The 16567-nt window shown below is 73.2% G+C and carries 11 protein-coding genes; 7 read left to right on the forward strand and 4 right to left on the reverse strand.

Annotated features, from left to right (window positions below; all coding sequences use genetic code 11):
* Positions 1 to 6: 6 nt before the first annotated feature.
* A complete protein-coding gene (locus JNO44_RS23375) occupies positions 7 to 552 on the reverse strand; it encodes an NADPH-dependent FMN reductase (RefSeq protein WP_205365968.1) in 546 nt (181 codons plus the stop codon).
* A 388-nt stretch (positions 553 to 940) separates the two neighbouring features.
* Here JNO44_RS23375 and JNO44_RS23380 point away from each other — a divergent pair, with 388 nt between their 5' ends.
* From JNO44_RS23380 to JNO44_RS23405, 6 genes are all read left to right on the forward strand, one after another.
* Entirely contained in the window at positions 941 to 1771 is an 831-nt protein-coding gene (locus tag JNO44_RS23380; RefSeq protein WP_275695766.1) for a response regulator transcription factor, read from the forward strand.
* A 225-nt stretch (positions 1772 to 1996) separates the two neighbouring features.
* Complete coding sequence (locus tag JNO44_RS23385; RefSeq protein ID WP_275695810.1) at positions 1997 to 3475, forward strand: sensor histidine kinase; 1479 nt, start codon at positions 1997 to 1999, stop codon at positions 3473 to 3475.
* 105 nt (positions 3476 to 3580) lie between these two features.
* Positions 3581 to 4951 carry a bifunctional glycosyltransferase family 2/GtrA family protein gene (locus JNO44_RS23390; protein WP_205365969.1) on the forward strand — a complete coding sequence of 457 codons (1371 nt, stop codon included), beginning with the start codon at positions 3581 to 3583 and terminating at the stop codon, positions 4949 to 4951.
* 101 nt (positions 4952 to 5052) lie between these two features.
* Entirely contained in the window at positions 5053 to 7338 is a 2286-nt protein-coding gene (locus JNO44_RS23395; protein ID WP_205365970.1) for a glycosyltransferase family 39 protein, read from the forward strand.
* A 96-nt stretch (positions 7339 to 7434) separates the two neighbouring features.
* A complete protein-coding gene (locus JNO44_RS23400; protein ID WP_205365971.1) occupies positions 7435 to 9000 on the forward strand; it encodes an MFS transporter in 1566 nt (521 codons plus the stop codon).
* 140 nt (positions 9001 to 9140) lie between these two features.
* On the forward strand, positions 9141 to 9929 hold the full coding sequence (locus JNO44_RS23405) for a TetR/AcrR family transcriptional regulator (protein WP_205365972.1): 789 nt from the start codon (positions 9141 to 9143) through the stop codon (positions 9927 to 9929).
* Positions 9930 to 10059: 130 nt separating this feature from the next.
* On the opposite strand, the gene JNO44_RS23410 is transcribed toward JNO44_RS23405, so the two are convergent.
* Positions 10060 to 11361 carry a S53 family peptidase gene (locus JNO44_RS23410; protein ID WP_235093892.1) on the reverse strand — a complete coding sequence of 434 codons (1302 nt, stop codon included), beginning with the start codon at positions 11359 to 11361 and terminating at the stop codon, positions 10060 to 10062.
* A 490-nt stretch (positions 11362 to 11851) separates the two neighbouring features.
* On the opposite strand from JNO44_RS23410, the gene JNO44_RS23415 reads away from it, so the two are divergent.
* Complete coding sequence (locus tag JNO44_RS23415; RefSeq protein WP_039634460.1) at positions 11852 to 12679, forward strand: TrmB family transcriptional regulator; 828 nt, start codon at positions 11852 to 11854, stop codon at positions 12677 to 12679.
* A gap of 142 nt (positions 12680 to 12821) precedes the next feature.
* Here JNO44_RS23415 and JNO44_RS23420 read toward each other — a convergent pair whose 3' ends face one another.
* Together JNO44_RS23420 and JNO44_RS23425 are read right to left on the reverse strand one after the other, a co-directional pair.
* Positions 12822 to 13664: a YceI family protein gene (locus JNO44_RS23420; RefSeq protein ID WP_102926724.1), complete on the reverse strand. Its 843-nt coding sequence runs from the start codon at positions 13662 to 13664 to the stop codon at positions 12822 to 12824.
* Between the two features lie 324 nt (positions 13665 to 13988).
* Positions 13989 to 16499, reverse strand: a complete 2511-nt coding sequence (locus JNO44_RS23425) for an MFS transporter (RefSeq protein ID WP_478219199.1) — start codon at positions 16497 to 16499, stop codon at positions 13989 to 13991.
* Positions 16500 to 16567 lie beyond the last annotated feature (68 nt).

Raw genomic sequence — 16567 nt, forward strand, 5'->3', positions numbered from 1 at the left:
TTCCGGCTACGCGGTGGTGCTGGTGGCCGCGGCGGCCAGGTGAGCCATGGCCGTGCGGAGGTCGGCGAGGGTGGGCTCGTCGGTGACGCGTTCGGTGCCGGGGTCGATCTTCGGGCCGATGGCGGGGATCTCGCGGCAGGCGTCCGCGATGACGTTGCCGGTCATCATGCGCAGGGTTTCGCGGAGTTGGGCGTTGGCGTGGTCGCCGCCGGTGGGGAACGGGGAGGCGGTGATCACGGCGATCGGCTTGTCGACGCATTCGCCGCTGCTGACCAGCCAGTCGAGGGCGTTCTTGAGGACGCCGGGGACGCCGTGCGCGTACTCCGGGCTGACGAGGAGCACCGCGTCGGCCGTGGCGACGGCGGTGCGCAGGGCGGCGACGGGGGCGGGCGGGGTGGCGTCCTCGCCGTCCAGGTCGGGGTTGAAGTGCGGCAGCGCGCCGATGTCCGCGGTGGCGGTGGGGCCGTCGAAGAGTTCCAGGGCGGAGCGCAGGACGGCGCCGTTGGAGGAGCGGGCGCGGAGGCTGCCGGAGAGGGCCAGGAGTCGGGTCATGGGGGTGACGTTACGGGGTGGGGTGGTGGGGCGGGAGTGGCATTCAGGGGAGGGCCGGGAGAGGGCCGAGGAAGGGCCGAGGAAGGGCTGAAGAAGGGCCGGGGGAGGTGTCGTCGGTGCCGTTGAATCCGGTGAAAGTGCAGGTCAGAGGGATTGTCAGTGGGGGGTGTCATGCTGAGGACATGGTGATCGGTCTGGGCCGCGCGGGGGGCGGTCCAGACCGGTCGTGAGGGGTGTGGTGTCCGCCCGTGGGGCCCGGTGTCGAGCGGATGGCGGCCGGTGGGGCCCGTGGGGCGGTTGAGGTCTTGACCGAAGGGAGGGGAGATTCTCAGGAGATTCACAGAAACCGGCAAGGGAGCTTTCAGAGGGCCAGGTCAGGCTGCCTGCCATGACCGTGACTTCGTCGACGTCCTCAGCTTCGAACCGTGCGCCGGCCTCGGGCCCGTCCTCCAGGGGGGCGACCGGTGGGGCGTCCGGCAGGGCACCCGGCCAGGGGCCGGGCAAACAGCCGGAGTTGTCGCGGGCCGACGGCAGTCCCGTGCGGGTGCTGGTCGTGGATGACGAGTCCGCGCTCGCGGACCTGCTGTCGCTGGCGTTGCGTTACGAGGGGTGGGACATCCGGGCGGAGGGCGACGGCGCGGGCGCGCTGCGCTGCGCCAGGAGCTGGCGGCCGGACGCGGTGGTGCTCGATGTGATGCTGCCGGACATGGACGGGCTGACCGTCCTGGGCCGGCTGCGGAACGAACTGCCGGACGTGCCGGTGCTGTTCCTGACCGCCAAGGACGCGGTCGAGGACCGGATCGCCGGGCTGACGGCGGGCGGCGACGACTATGTCACCAAGCCGTTCAGCCTGGAGGAGGTGGTGGCCCGGCTGCGCGGGCTGCTGCGGCGGGCGGGCGCGGCCGCGGTGCGCAGCGAGTCGCTGCTGACCGTGGGCGACCTGGTGCTGGACGAGGACAGTCACGAGGTGTGGCGGGACGGCCAGGACATCCATCTGACCGCCACGGAGTTCGAGCTGCTGCGGTATCTGATGCGGAATCCGCGGCGGGTGCTGAGCAAGACGCAGATTCTGGACCGGGTGTGGAGCTATGACTTCGGGGGGCAGGCCAATGTCGTCGAACTGTATATCTCGTACCTGAGGCGGAAGATCGACGTCGGGCGGCAGCCGATGATCCACACCCGGCGGGGTGCGGGCTATCTGATCAAGCCGGCCGGGTAGCGGGTTGTGGGGTCTTCCGCGTCCGTGGCGGGTGCCGGCGGGTCGGTGACGGGTGCCGGCGGCGACCGTGCGGCCGCCGGGGGTGGCGCGGAGGCCGCCGGGGCCGGTGCGGTCTCCAGCGGCGGTTCGGTTTCGGTTCCGGTTCCGGGTTCGGCTTCCGGGGCCGGTTCCGGTTCGGGTGCTGGCGGGCGGGCGCGGCGGCGCTGGACGCTGCGCACCCGGCTCGTGGTGTCGGCGGTGGCGCTGATCGCCGTCGTGGCAGCGGTGATCAGCACGGTCACCGCGATCGCGCTGCATTCGTATCTCCAGGGGCAGTTGGACCACCGGCTGGTCGACGGCATCGGGCGCGCGGTGGGGCCGTGGCCGCACGACCCGATGCGGGACCGCGGGCTGGAGTTCGTCGCCATGCCCGGCCAGCCTCCCGGGACGGTGGGGGCGCGGATCGCTCCGGACGGCAGGCTCGATTCCGGTGCGCGGCTGAACCGTCTGAAGAGCCGGGTGCCGTCCGAGCGGCTGACCTCGTTGACCGCGGACCAGCTCGCGGCGCTGGCCGCGGTGTCCCGGGACGGCGAGGCGCACAGCGCGGATCTGCCCGGGCTCGGCTCGTACCGGGTGCGGTACGCCGAGGACGGCGCGCTGGTGCTGGGGATGCCGCAGAACGAGGTGGACGACACGGTCGGCCGGCTGGTGCTCATCGAGTGCTGTGTGACGCTGGCCGGGCTGGTGGCGGCCGGGATCGCGGGCTCGGCCATGGTCGAGATCGCGCTGCGCCCGCTGCGGCGGGTCGCCGCGACCGCGACCCGGGTCTCCGAACTCCCGCTCCACCAGGGCGAGGTGGCGCTGCACGTGCGCGTCCCGGCGGCCGAGGCCGACGCCCGTACGGAGGTGGGGCAGGTCGGGGCGGCGCTCAACCGGATGCTGGGGCACGTCGGCTCGGCGCTCTCGGCGCGGCAGGAGAGCGAGACGCGGGTGCGGCGCTTCGTCGCCGACGCCAGTCACGAGCTGCGCACCCCGTTGGCGTCGATACGGGGCTATGCCGAGCTGACCCGGCGCGGGACGGAGCGGCCCGGTCCGCAGACCCGGCACGCGCTGGGGCGGATCGAGTCCGAGGCGGAGCGGATGACCGGTCTGGTGGAGGACCTGCTGCTGCTCGCCCGGCTCGACTCCGGGCGCCCGCTCTCCTACGCCACGGTCGACCTCTCGCCGCTGGTGGTGGACGCGGTGAGCGACGCGCGGGCGGCCGGGCCCGGGCACCGCTGGCGCCTGGAACTGCCGGACGCGGACGCGCCCGCGCTGGTCCGCGGGGACGCCGACCGGCTGCACCAGGTCCTGGTCAACCTGCTGGCCAACGCGCGGACGCACACACCACAGGGGACGACGGTGACGGCCCGGGTCCAGGCGGTGCGACGGGCGCGCGGGGGCGGCCCGGGGGCCGTGCCCGGCGGCGGCACGGGCGACGCGGTCGAGTTGGAGGTCCAGGACGACGGGCCGGGCATCCCGGCCGCGCTGCTGCCGCACGTCTTCGAACGGTTCGCGCGGGGCGACGCATCCCGTTCACGGGCCGCGGGGAGCGGCGGCAGTACGGGGCTGGGGCTGGCCATCGTGGAGGCGGTGGTGGCCGCGCACGGCGGGACGGTCGCGGTGGCGAGCGGGCCGGGGCGGACGGTGTTCACGGTGACGCTGCCGGAGGCGGGGCGCCGGTAGCCCGGGCGGGCACGGGGGGCCGGGCCCGTCCGCCCGTACCGACTCACAGGCGGCCCACAGCTTCACCACACGGCCGTGACAGGCCGGTTGGCGAACGTCGTGGGCATGACGACGCCTCCGCCGACCCCGACCTCGACGCCGCTGGGTTCCCTGCCACCACGTGAGCATCTGCGCCTCGGCCAGATCGAGACCGTCCTCGATGTCGTGATCCCCGTCTACAACGAGGAGAAGGACCTGGAGTCCTGTGTGCGCCGGCTGCACGACCACCTGACCCGCACCTTCCCCTACGGGTTCCGGATCACCATCGCGGACAACGCGAGCACCGACGACACGCCCCGGATCGCCGCCCGGCTGGACGACGGGATGGACCACGTCACCGCCGTGCGGCTGGAGCAGAAGGGGCGCGGGCGGGCGCTGCGCACGGTGTGGTCGCTGTCCGAGGCGCCGGTGCTGGCCTATATGGACGTCGATCTGTCCACCGACCTCAACGCGCTGCTGCCGTTGGTGGCGCCCCTGATCTCCGGGCATTCGGACCTGGCGATCGGGTCCCGGCTCAGCCGGAGCGCCCGGGTGGTCCGCGGGCCCAAGCGCGAGTTCATCTCCCGCAGCTACAACCTCATCCTGCGGGGCTCGCTCGCCGCGCGCTTCTCCGACGCGCAGTGCGGCTTCAAGGCGATCCGCGGCGATGTCGCGAGCCGGTTGCTGCCGCTGGTCGAGGACACCGGCTGGTTCTTCGACACCGAGATGCTGGTGCTGGCCGAGCGCGCCGGGCTGCGCATCCACGAGGTGCCGGTGGACTGGGTGGACGACCCCCACAGCACCGTGCACCTGGTGCGGACCGCGACCGACGACCTCAAGGGCGTCTGGCGGGTGGGGCGGGCGCTGGCGACCGGCGCGCTGCCGCTGGACCGGCTCGCCCGGCCGTTCGGTGACGATCCCCGGGACCGGCAGCTCTCCGGGGTGCCGGGCGGGCTGGCCCGGCAGGTCGTCGGGTTCGCCGTCGTCGGGGCGCTCAGCACGCTGCTCTACCTCGGCCTCTACTCCCTCTGCCGGCTGGGCGTCGGCCCCCAGGTGTCCAACGCCGCGGCCCTGTTGGTGTCGGCCCTGGCCAACACGGCCGCGAACCGGCGGCTGACCTTCGGGGTGCGGGGGCGGGAGCGGGCGGTCCGCCATCAGGCGCAGGGCCTGGTGGTCTTCGCCATCGGACTGGCGCTGACCAGCGGTTCGCTGGCGGCCCTCGACGCCGCCACCGTCAACCCCTCGCACGCCAGCGAGCTGACGGTGCTGGTGGCCGCCAACCTCGCGGCCACGGTGCTGCGCTTCCTGCTCTTCCGCGCCTGGGTGTTCCCGGAGCGCGAGCGGCGGGCGGCGGAGGGCCCCGAGGCGACCGAGGCGCGCGTCGCGGAAGACCCGCAGGCCCGGCAGGCGCCGCATGACCCGTATGACCGGAACGACTTCAGCAGGAGTGCTCGATGAGCCCCCGTCCCTCCCCTCCGCCCCCTCCGCCCCGCCCGTCCCGTCCGGGCTCTGCGCAACAGGGCGACACCCCTCAGGCCCCGACAGATCAGGAGCAGTCGATGGCCCCGGAGAGGGCGGCGCACCACGCGCCGGACGGCGGTTCGCAGGTCGGCACGTCGGACGGTCCGCAGACCGTGCCCGGAGAGTCCCCGGCACGGCCCGGTCTCGTCCGGCGGATCGTGCGGGGGCGGTCGGCGGACCCGCGCTGGGCCCGGCCGGCGCTGCTGGCGCTGCTGGCGGTCACGGCGGCGCTCTACGTGTGGGACCTGTCGGCGGCCAAGTACGCCAACCAGTTCTACTCGGCCGCCGTCCAGGCCGGCAGCGTCAGTTGGAAGGCGTTCTTCTTCGGCTCCTCGGACGCGGCCAACGCCATCACCGTGGACAAGCCGCCGGCCTCGCTCTGGCCGATGGAGCTCTCCGTACGGCTCTTCGGGCTGAACTCGTGGGCGATCCTGGTGCCCGAGGCGCTGATGGGCGTCACCACGGTCGGCGTGCTGTACGCGACCGTGCGGCGCCGGTTCGGGGCGGCGGCGGGACTGCTGTCGGCCGGTGCGCTGGCGCTCACGCCGGTCGCCGCGCTGATGTTCCGCTTCAACAACCCCGACGCGATGCTGTGCCTGCTGATGGTCTGCGCGGTCGCCTGCGTGCTGCGCGCGCTGGAGGCGGGTCGGACGAAGTGGCTGGTGCTGGCCGGCGTCTGCTTCGGGCTGGGCTTCCTCACCAAGACCCTCCAGGCGTGGCTGATCCTGCCGGCGCTGGCGGTGGTCTATGCGTGCTGTGCGCCGGTCGCGGTGCGCAAGCGGCTGGGGCAGCTGCTGCTGGCCGGGGCGGCGCTCGTGGTCAGCGGCGGTTGGTGGGTGGCGATCGTCGAACTGCTGCCGGCGTCGGCGCGCCCCTATGTGGGCGGTTCGCAGACCAACAGCTTCCTGGAGCTGACCTTCGGCTACAACGGCCTGGGGCGGATCGACGGCAACGAGCGGGGCAGTGTCGGCGGTGGCCACGGCGGGGCCGGCGGCCGGGGCGGTGGCTGGGGCGAGACCGGCATCACCCGGCTGTTCTCCTCCGACATGGGCGGCCAGATCTCCTGGCTGCTGCCCGCCGCACTGATCCTGCTGGTGGTGGCGGTGTGCGTGCTGTGGCGGGCGCGGCGCGCGGTCGCCGCCGAACAGGCCGCCCAGCGGGCGGAGTTCCTGGTCTGGGGCGGCGCGCTGCTGATGACCTTCACGATCTTCAGCTTCATGTCCGGGATCTTCCACCAGTACTACAACATCGCGCTGTCCCCGTACATCGCGGCGCTGGTCGGCATGGGTTCGGTGCTGGTGTGGCGGCGCGGCGGGTGGTTGGCGCGGAGTGTGCTGGCCGCGGTGGCCGCGACGACGGCGGTCTGGTCGTACGTCCTGCTGGACCGGTCGCCGCAGTGGCTGCCGTGGCTGCGCTGGACGGTGCTGGTGCTCGGACTGCTGGCGGCGCTGGGACTGCTGCTGTCGGCGGGCGCGGACGCGCGGGTGCGGCGGCGCGCCGGGGTCGTGGCCGGCGTCGCGGCCGGGCTCGGGGTGGCGACGGCGCTGGCCGGGCCCCTCGCGTACACCCTGGACACCGTCAACACCCCCAAGGGCGGCTCGATCATCACCGCCGGCCCGGCGGTCCAGGGCGGCCGGGGCTTCGGCGGCGGCCCGGGCCGGATGTTCGGGCGGGGCGGCGGCAAGGGTGCCGTGCCGGGCGGCACCACCGGCGGGCGGGGCTCCGCCGGCCGGGGCTTCCCGGGCGGTCAGGGCTTCCCCGGGGGCCAGGGCTTCCCCGGCGCCGGGCAGATGGGCGGCTGGCCCGGCCAGCCGGGTGGCGGCGGCGAGCGCGCCGGCCGGATGCGCGGTGCCGGCGGCATGGGCGGCCTGCTCGACGGCGCCTCGGTGAGCGACCGGGCCAAGCGCCTGGTGGAGCGGAACGCCGACCACTACACCTGGGCCGCCGCGGCGATCGGTTCGCAGAACGCGGCGAGCTACCAACTGGCCACCCAGAAGCCGGTGATGGCGATCGGCGGCTTCAACGGGAGCGACCCGTCGCCGACCCTCGCCCAGTTCCAGCGCTATGTGGCGGAGGGGAGGATCCACTACTTCATCGCCGGCGGGCGGGACGGCTTCCCCGCCGGCCGCACCGCCCGGGCCGGTGCCGGCGGCAAGCAGACGGGTGGTCAGCAGGCGGGCGGCAAGCAGGCCGGCGGTTTCGGTGGCGGTCCGGGGGAGCGGGGCATCTCGTCCCAGATCAGCGCCTGGATCGAGAAGACCTTCAAGAAGGTCACCGTCGGCGATGCCACCTTCTACGACCTGACCCAGCGGAAGGCGTCCTGACACGGCGTAGGCCATAGCCCCGAAAAAAGGAAATGTACGGCGTATAAGAATCCCTGTACGGTGTAAGCCTCCGCTCGCACCGTACAGGGAGCTCGTATGCCCGCCGTGGCCCCCGACGCCATCGCCCCCACCCTCCAGCCTCCGGGTCGGCACGCCACCCGCTGGCTGATCCTGGCCGTCATCTGCATCGCCCAGCTCACCGTCGTCCTCGACAACACCGTGCTCAACGTGGCCGTCCCGTCCCTCACCGAGGAACTGGGCGCGACCACCGCCGACGTCCAGTGGATGATCAACGCCTATTCACTGGTCCAGTCCGGCCTGCTGCTGATCGCCGGCAACTCCGCCGACCGCTACGGCCGCAAGAAGATGCTGGCCATCGGCCTGGCACTGTTCGGCATCGCGTCGCTCGTGGCCGCCCTCGCCCACTCGCCGGGCCAACTGATCGGCGCCCGCGCCGGCATGGGCATCGGCGGCGCGCTGCTGATGACCACCACCCTCGCCGTCGTGATGCAGATCTTCGACGACGCGGAGCGCCCCAAGGCCATCGGCATCTGGAGCTCGGTGAACTCCCTGGGCTTCGCCGCCGGGCCGCTGATCGGCGGCACGCTGCTCGACCACTTCTGGTGGGGTTCGCTGTTCCTGGTCAACATCCCGGTCGCGGTGATAGCGCTGGTGGCCGTCCTCGCCCTCGTGCCCGAGTCCAAGAGCCGCGGCGGCGAGCGACCGGACGTGCTCGGTGCCCTGCTGTCGATGGTCGGCATGGTCGGGGTGGTCTTCGCGATCATCTCCGGCCCGGTGACCGGCTGGCTGTCGGGCCAGGTGCTGATCTCGGCCGTCGTCGGCATCGCCGGCCTGGCGCTCTTCGCCTTCTGGGAGCTGCGCATCCCGCACCCCATGCTGGACATGCACTTCTTCCGCAACCGCCGGTTCATCGGCGCGGTCTCCGGCGGCATCCTCGTGGCCTTCGGGATGGGCGGCTCGATGTTCCTGCTCACCCAGCACATCCAACTGGTGCTCGGCTACGGCCCGTTGGACGCCGGTCTGCGGATGGCGCCGCTCGCGCTCACCGTCGTACTGATCAACTTCACCGGCCTGAGTGCCCGTCTGCTGCCGCGCTTCGGCACCCCCGGCATGATCGTCTCCGGGATGACCCTGCTGGCGGGCGGCCTGACGGCGATCTCGCTGCTCGGCGGCCGGAGCTACGGCGGCATGCTGTTCGGCCTGATCGTCATGGGGGTCGGCGTGGCGATCGCGACGCCCACGATGGCCAACGCCATCATGTCCGCGATCCCGCCCGCCAAGGCCGGCGTCGGCGCCGGCGTCAACGGCACCCTGATGGAATTCGGCCAGGGCCTGGGCGTCGCGGTGCTCGGCGCGGTCCTCAACTCCCGCTTCGCGGCGCTGCTTCCGCTGGCCGCCGCGGGCGCCGGCTCGCTCTCCGCGGCCCTCGCCCGTACGCACTCGGCGGCGGAGCGCACCGCCGTCCACGACGCCTTCGCGTCCGGCATCGGCACCAGCCAGCTGGTCGGTGCGACGGCGGTCTTCCTCGGCGGGCTGCTCGCCGCGGTCCTGCTGCGCCGGGCGGAACGCGTCGGGAGCGCGGCCGACGGCACCCCGGCGGCGCCCACCGGTCACGATCCGGCCACCGGCGCGGCGGAATAGCATCGGTTCCGGACGGGACGCCATCGCCCGTCCCGTCCGGACCGACTTTCGGACCGACCGCCGGACCGACCGCCGTCCCGGCGGATCGGACCGGCGGTCCCGCGGTCCCGCACTCCCCGCAAGACCCAAGGAAGGGCGCCATGGCAGCAACGACGAACGGGCGCGCCGAGCCGCAACTACCGCACAGCGTCTGGCTGGCCGATCGTCCTCCGCTCCGGAGGAAGGCGGAACAGCCGGCCGGCCTCGGCCTCGACAAGATCGTCGCCAGCACCGTCCGGCTGCTCGACACCGAGGGCCTGGCCAAGTTCTCCATGCGCCGCCTCGCCGCCGATCTCGGCGTGACCGCGATGTCCCTCTACTGGTACGTCGACACCAAGAGCGACCTCCTCGAACTCGCCGTGGACGCGGTGGCCGGCGAGATGGCGCTGCCCGACGAGTCCGACCCCGCCGCCGACTGGCGCGACCAGCTGCGCGGCCTGGCCACCACCTACCGCGACGGCCTGCTGCGGCACCCCTGGGCGCCCCGCCTGCTCGGCGAGGTCATCAACATCGGCCCGCACGCCACGGCCTTCTCCAACGCCACCCTGCGCGTGATGGCCCGCAGCGGACTGGACCCGGACCACACCTCCGGCGCCCTGGCCTCCGTCTTCAACTTCGTCTACGGCTTCTCCACCATCCGCAGCCTCCACGAGGCCCGCTGCCGTGCCGCCGGCATCAGCATCGACGACTACTTCACCCAGGTCATCGCCGCGATCTCGGACCGCCCCGACTTCGCCGAGACGATGGAACTCTCCACCCGCGCCGGCTACGCCATGAGCGACGCCAGCGCCCTCGACATGCTCAACCGCGACTTCGACTTCGCGATCGACCTGCAGATCGCGGGCATCGACGCGATGCGGGCGCGCTTGGCGCGGGAAGCGGCGCACTGAGCGGCGCAACCGGCAACGCCGTGGACCCGGACCGTTCGGAAACGGTCCGGGTCCACGGGTTGAGGGTCGCAGTCCGGTTCGTCGGGCGGGCGCCGGACTGCGACGGTCGGTGGGGACTACGCGGCGCAGGTCACTTGGCGAAGGCCGCGGTCCCGTTCGGGGTGCCGAGGCCGGTCGGGCCGTCGTAGCCGTTGCCCGCCGTGCAGAGGTACGACGGGGAGCAGGAGCCGTTGGCGCCGCTGGTGACGTCGTTCAGCGCGGAGGCGTGGGTGTACGGGTAGGAGGCGGGGGTGTCGCTCGCGCCCGGGGCGCCCGCGAGGGCGTAGACGCCGGCGATGAACGGGGCCGAGGCGCTGGTGCCGCCGTAGACGTTCCAGCCGCTGGCCTGGTAGCTGTCGTAGACCGCGAGGCCGGTGGCCGGGTCGGCGACCGAGGCGACGTCCGCCACGGTGCGCTTGGCGCAGCCGGTGTCCTTCTGCCAGGACGGTTTGGCGTCGTACTGGGAGCAGCCGGAACCGGCGCCCTCGCCGCCCGCCTTGGTGCCCCAGACCGACTCGCTCCAGCCGCGCGTGCTGCTGTCCTTCTTGAGCGAGGTGCCGCCGACCGCGGTGACGTACTGCGAGGCCGCCGGGTACTCGACGCCGTAGCCGCTGTCACCGGAGCTGACGGTGATCGCGACGCCCGGGTGCTTGAAGTACTTCTCGTCCGAGGTGGCGTCGGTGGAGTCCTCGCCGCCGCCGTAGCTGTTGGAGACGAACTTGGCGCCCATGGTGACCGCGCGGTTCACGGCCGCACCCAGGTCGTCCATGTTGGCGCTGTTCGCCTCGACCAGCAGGATGTGGCACTGCGGGCAGGCGGCGCTGACCATGTCGACGTCGAGGGATATCTCACCGGCCCAACCGGCGTCTGCCTTGGGGTACTTGGTGCCGCCGTTCTGGTCCGCCTTCTTGAAGCAGCCGTTGGCGGTGGTGCAGTCCGGCAGGCCGTACTGCTTGCGGTAAGTGGCCAGGTCCTTCTCGGCGTTGGGGTCGTCGTAGGCGTCGATGATGGCGACGGTCTGGCCGGAGCCGCCGGTCTTCGGCAGCTTGTAGGCGCCCTGCAGGTCGGCGGGACCGAAGCCGGACGGCGTGATGTGGCGGCCCAGGGCCAGGCTCTGCTTGACGTCCGTACGGGCCACCGCGTTGCAGGCCATGTAGCCGGGCTTGGCCGGCTCCGCGCACAGGCGGTGGGTGGGGACGGCGGTGGAGCCGGACGCGGCAGGGGAGGTGTGCGGGGCGGCCGGGGCCGGGGCGGCGCCCGCCGGGACGGCGGCGATCAGACCGCCGATGGCGAGGGTGGCCGCCGAGAGCAGGGCCGGGACGCCGCGGCGCGCCAGCCCTCCGACGCGGTCCGCCCGTCCACTGTCCGCGGTGTTCTTTCGCAGGGAAGGCAAGGGAGTTACCTCCGTGGGGGGAGAGGGGAAGGGGGCCGGCGGCCGGCGTGCTGCCGGCGCCGGGTGGGGGTGTGGGGTTGTGGGGGGGTGGCGCGGTGGTGCCGGAAGGTGCGGTCCTGCGGGGCGGTGCGGTGGAGCCGTGGAGTCGCGCGGTCCGGGCGTCAGCGCCGGGTGCGCCTCGCTCCCTGTATGTCGCGAACATGACAGGTCACTCCGCGCGGGGCGCGCATGCCTCCGTGGGGGAGTACGCGCGACATGGGCAGGACGCCCGGCCCCCCGTGGACTCCGTACGACTCCGGTGGCGCGTTGCGCACGTGCACTCGGTTGGTGCCACCCCGGTCAGTGGTGGCTCACAAGGAAAGTAGTGAACAGACCGTCAAGGGGACACCGGGTTACGGCAAAGCCTTCTTCTGGTCCGCTTCCGGTCCGCTTGTGGTGGCCTTCCGGTCACCGGAGCGTTCGCCGCCCGGGCCCGATACCTTCTTGCCTCATGGAGTTGGAAGAAGACGCGGTCGGCAATCTCGTCGCGCTGGGACTGGCCCGCTACGAGGCGCGGGTCTACCTCGCCCTGATCAGACGGGAGTCGTACACCGCCGCCGAGGTCGCCCGCGAGGCGGACGTGCCACGCCAGCGCGTGTACGACGTGCTGGACGCGCTCGTCCGGCGCCGGCTCGCCAACGCGCACCCCGGGCGGGTGGCGACCTACTCGGCCGTCGCCCCCGAACTGGCCGTCGCCCGCCTGGTGGCGCTGCAACGCGAGTCCCTGGAGCGGCTGGAACGCGCCTCCGACACCCTGGCCGCGTCGCTCCAGCCGCTGTGGGCGGACGGGCGCCGGCACAGCGACCCGCTCGACTACGTGGAGATCCTGCGCGATCCGACCGTCATCGCCGAGCGGTTCGCCGACATCCAACGGCAGGCCCGCCGCGAGCTGCTGAGCTTCTGCAAGCCGCCGTTCGTCGCCCCGGCGGAGAACGCCGAGGGCATCGAGGCCGCCCGCCGGCTGCACGGGGCCGGCGGCACGGTCCGCGCCATCTACTCCTCCGGAGCCCTGGAGGACGCCGGCATGCTCGCCAACGTCCGCAGCTTCGCGGCGGCCGGGGAGGAGGCCCGCTTCACCGCGGACCTGCCGCTCAAACTCGTCATCGCGGACGCCTCGTTGGTGCTGTGCGACATGCCCGACCCGGTCGCCGGCGCCGACTCCACCACCGCCCTGGTCATCGAGCACCCGGCCCTCGCGGCGTGCCTGCGGCTGGCCTTCCTGACGGTGTGGGAGACCGCCGCGACCGCACCGGAGCCGCGCGAGGCGCTCCGGTCGTAGGCGGGCGCCCGGGCCCGGGGGCGACGGGAGCCCGAAGGCGGCCCCGGCGGCAGCGGAAAAGGGGCGGGCCCGGCGCACGACGGCGCCGGGCCCGCCCCTGCACGCGCACGGACTCGCGTCGGGCCGCCGGTCGGAGGACCGCTCAGGCCATGGGCAGGCTCTCGCCCTGGACGGCCTGGATGTCGAGTTCGACCTTCAGGGTGGTGCCGATGGCCGCGATGCCGGCCGCCACGACCTGGTTGTAGTTCATCTTGAAGTCCTCGCGGCGCAGTTCGGCGGTGGCGCGGAACGCGGCGCGGACGCCGCCCCACGGGTCCGGGCCGGTGCCGAGGTAGCTGAGGTCGAGGTCCACCGGGCGGACCACGCCGTGCAGCGAGAGGTCGCCGTGCACCGTCCAGCGGTCCGGGCCGGCCGGCGCCAGGCCGGTGCTGCGGTAGGTGATCTGCGGGTAGACCTCGACGTTGAGGAAGTCCTCGTTGCGCAGATGGCCGTCGCGCATGCCGTTGCCGGTGTCGATCGACGCGGCCTTGATGACCGCCTCCACGCGGGACTTCTCGACGTCCTCGGCGATGTCGATCCGGCCGCTGAACTCGGTGAACCGGCCGTGCACGCTGGAGATGCCCAGGTGCTGGGCGACCGCGCCCACCGTGGAGTGCATGGGGTCGATGGTCCAGGGGCCGGGCGGCGGGAGCTCCACGCCGCCCTGGCGGGCCAGCACGACGGTGCCGACGTCCATCCGGCCGCTGGCGGTGACGATCGCGCTGGAGGCGACCGGTGCATAGCCGACGGCGGTCACGATGACCGTGTAGGGGCCGGCGGGCAGCGGCTCCGCGCTGCGGACCGCGCCGTCCTCGTCGGCGTTGGCGCGCAGCACCTGCGCGCCCGTCATGTCGGTGACGGTCAGCACGGCGTGCTGTACCGCCCAGCCGTCCCGCGTGCGGACCTGCGCCCGTACGCCCGCAGCTCCCGCGCCCGTCGAAGTCATGTACGTGCCTCTCCCGTTCAGTGCCGGCACGCGCCCCGTGTGCGGGTACGTGCCGTGCCTGTCCGTGCGTGTGTCCGTGTGAGCGGGTGGTCCGTCGGGCCGCGCGGGCCCGGGTGAGCCCGGTCCGGCCCCGGTGGGTACCGTTCCCCGGCCGGCCGGTGGAGGTGTCGGGCCCCGGCGGCGGCGCTGCAGGCCGTCCCCTGCCTGTGCGCAGCGCCGCCGTCGGAGCCCCGGGTCCGGCCCGGGGCGCGTCTCCGCTCGATGCGCGCCCCGGTCCGGGGTGTGTCGCCCGGGCCGCCGCGGTCGCGGGGCCCGGGTCCGGGGTCAGTCCCCGGGGTGGGCGAGCTGGACGTCGTAGCCGTCCACGCCGCCGGCCTCGATGGCCAGGCCGGAGGCGACCGGCGGGTAGCCGCTCGCGATGACCGTGTAGTCGCCGGCGTCCAGGTCGGTGAAGGCGTACGCGCCGTCCGCACCGGTGGTGGAGGTGGCCACGACGTTGCCCGCCGCGTCGACCAGGGTGACCCGGGCGTCGGCCAGCGGCGCGCGCTGCGCCCCGGCCCGGACCACACCCTGCACCCGGGCGCCGGACAGCAGCTCGATCTCGGTCCGGGTGGTGCCCTGGCCGCCGATCTCGACCGGCTGGGCGGTGGGCCGGTAGTCGGCCGCGTTGACCGCCAGGGTGTAGGTGCCGGGGGCCAGTTCACCGAAGGAGAAGGACCCCTCGGCGGTGGTCTGGCCGGTGGCCAGCACCTCGCCGCGGACGTCGGTGACGACGACCATCGCGCCGCCCACCGGCGCGCCGGTGACCGCGCTGCGGACCTGGCCGGTCAGGCCGCTGGTGCCGCTGAGCAGGATGTCGTAGCCGTAGGGCGCCTCGCCGACGACGACCGTGGACGCCTGCGGCTGGTGGCCGTCGGCCGCCGCGATCAGGACGTAGGAGCCGGCGCCCGGGGCGCCGAGCACGTACGAGCCGTTGGCCTGGGCGACCGAGCGGCCCAACTGCCGGCCGCTGAGCGAGATCAGCGTGACGGCGGAGCGGGGCACCGGGTTGCCCTCGGCGTTGCGGACGAAGCCGTGGATCGAGGGCCCGGTCGGGAGGGCGTCGCCGCCGGCCGACGCGTACGCCGCCAGGGGCTGGGCCGCCGGGGCCGGCTGGGCCCAGGAGGGGGTGTGCAGGTCGTCGTCGGACAGGGAGTCGGATATGGAGGGGGCGGCACCGACCAGGGCGGGCTCGCGCTCCTCGGCCGCAGCGGCGGACGCCGGGGCCGGGGCGGCCGCGGGGGCCTGGGACGCGTCGCCGTCGCCGTCTGAGGCGAGGGCGCGCTCCGAACCGGACTTGCTGCGCAAGGCGACCTCCTTGATGAACAGGGTGATGATCAGGGCGAGTAGGGCGAACGGAGCCGCGTAGAGGAAGACGTCGCCGACGCCGTGCCCGTACGCGTCCTCCATGATCGACCGGATCGGGGCCGGCAGCGCCGACAGGTCGGGAATGCCGTCGCTGCCGCCGCCGTGGCTCGCCGCCGCGGCGGCCTTGGGACCGAGGGCGGTCAGCCCGTCGGTCACGTAGTGCGTGACGCGGTTGGCGAGCGCTGCGCCGAGCGCCGAGACGCCCACCGCACCACCGAGGGTACGGAAGAAGGTGACCAGCGAACTGGCGGATCCGATGTCCTGGGGCGCCACCTGGTTCTGGGTCGCCAGGACCAGGTTCTGCATCATCATGCCGAGACCCAGGCCCATCAGCGCCATGTAGATCGCGGCGTGCCAGTACGGGGTGTCCGTGCGCAGCGTGCCCAGCAGGCCGAGGCCCGCGGTGAGCAGCACACCGCCGCTGACGAGGAAGATCTTCCAGCGCCCGGTGCGGGTGATGATCTGGCCGGAGATCATCGAGGAGAGGAACAGGCCCGTGACCATCGGGATGGTCATGACGCCGGACATCGTCGGGCTCTTGCCCTCGGCCAGCTGGAAGTACTGCGAGAAGAAGACCGTGCCGCTGTACATCGAGATGCCGACGAACATCGAGGCGATGGTGGCCAGGGTGATCGTCTTGTTGCGGAACAGCCGCAGCGGGATCAGGGGTTCCGCGGCCTTGTTCTCGATGATCACGAAGATGACCGCGAGCACCAGCGCGCCGCCGACCATGGCGAAGGTCTGCCAGGAGATCCAGTCGTAGTTCTTGCCGGCCAGGGTGACCCACACCAGCAGCAGGGTGACCGCGCCGGCGATGAAGAACGAGCCGGCCCAGTCGACCTTGACGCCCGCGCGCTTGACGACCGGGAGCTTGAGGGTCTTCTGGAGCACGATCAGCGCGATGACGGCGAACGGCACGCCGACGTAGAAGCACCAGCGCCAGCCGAGCCAGCTGGTGTCGGTGATGACGCCGCCGAGCAGCGGGCCGCCGACGGTCGCGACCGCGAAGGTCGCGCCCAGGTAGCCGCTGTAACGCCCGCGCTCGCGCGGGGAGATCATCGCGGCCATGACGATCTGGGCCAGGGCGGACAGACCGCCCACGCCTATGCCCTGCACCACGCGGCAGGCGATCAGCATGCCGGTGTTCTGCGACAGACCGGCGACGACCGAGCCGCCGACGTAGATGACCAGCGCGATCTGGACGAGCGCCTTCTTGCTGAACAGGTCGGAGAGCTTGCCCCACAGCGGTGTGGTCGCGGTCATCGACAGCAGCGCCGCGGTGACGACCCAGGTGTACGCGCTCTGGCCGCCGCCCAGGTCATGGATGATGTGCGGCAGCGCGTTGGAGACGATCGTCGACGACAGGATGGCGACGAACATGCCGAGCAGCAGCCCGGACAGCGCCTCCATGATCTGACGGTGTGTCATGGGGCCGTCATGGGAAGCGCCGTGGCCGCCCCCATGCTTGGCATGCCCGCCCCGCACACCTGCTGGTG

It is taken from the genome of Streptomyces noursei, assembly GCF_016917755.1.
GTDB lineage: Bacteria > Actinomycetota > Actinomycetes > Streptomycetales > Streptomycetaceae > Streptomyces > Streptomyces yunnanensis.

Coding starts and splice junctions, on each gene's coding strand:
- JNO44_RS23405 (WP_205365972.1), top strand. CDS start 9,141: ATGGCAGCAACGACGAACGGGCGCGCCGAGCCGCAACTACCGCACAGC.
- JNO44_RS23425 (WP_478219199.1), bottom strand. CDS start 16,499: ATGACACACCGTCAGATCATGGAGGCGCTGTCCGGGCTGCTGCTCGGC.
- JNO44_RS23395 (WP_205365970.1), top strand. CDS start 5,053: ATGGCCCCGGAGAGGGCGGCGCACCACGCGCCGGACGGCGGTTCGCAG.
- JNO44_RS23415 (WP_039634460.1), top strand. CDS start 11,852: ATGGAGTTGGAAGAAGACGCGGTCGGCAATCTCGTCGCGCTGGGACTG.
- JNO44_RS23375 (WP_205365968.1), bottom strand. CDS start 552: ATGACCCGACTCCTGGCCCTCTCCGGCAGCCTCCGCGCCCGCTCCTCC.
- JNO44_RS23420 (WP_102926724.1), bottom strand. CDS start 13,664: ATGACTTCGACGGGCGCGGGAGCTGCGGGCGTACGGGCGCAGGTCCGC.
- JNO44_RS23390 (WP_205365969.1), top strand. CDS start 3,581: ATGACGACGCCTCCGCCGACCCCGACCTCGACGCCGCTGGGTTCCCTG.
- JNO44_RS23400 (WP_205365971.1), top strand. CDS start 7,435: ATGCCCGCCGTGGCCCCCGACGCCATCGCCCCCACCCTCCAGCCTCCG.
- JNO44_RS23380 (WP_275695766.1), top strand. CDS start 941: ATGACCGTGACTTCGTCGACGTCCTCAGCTTCGAACCGTGCGCCGGCC.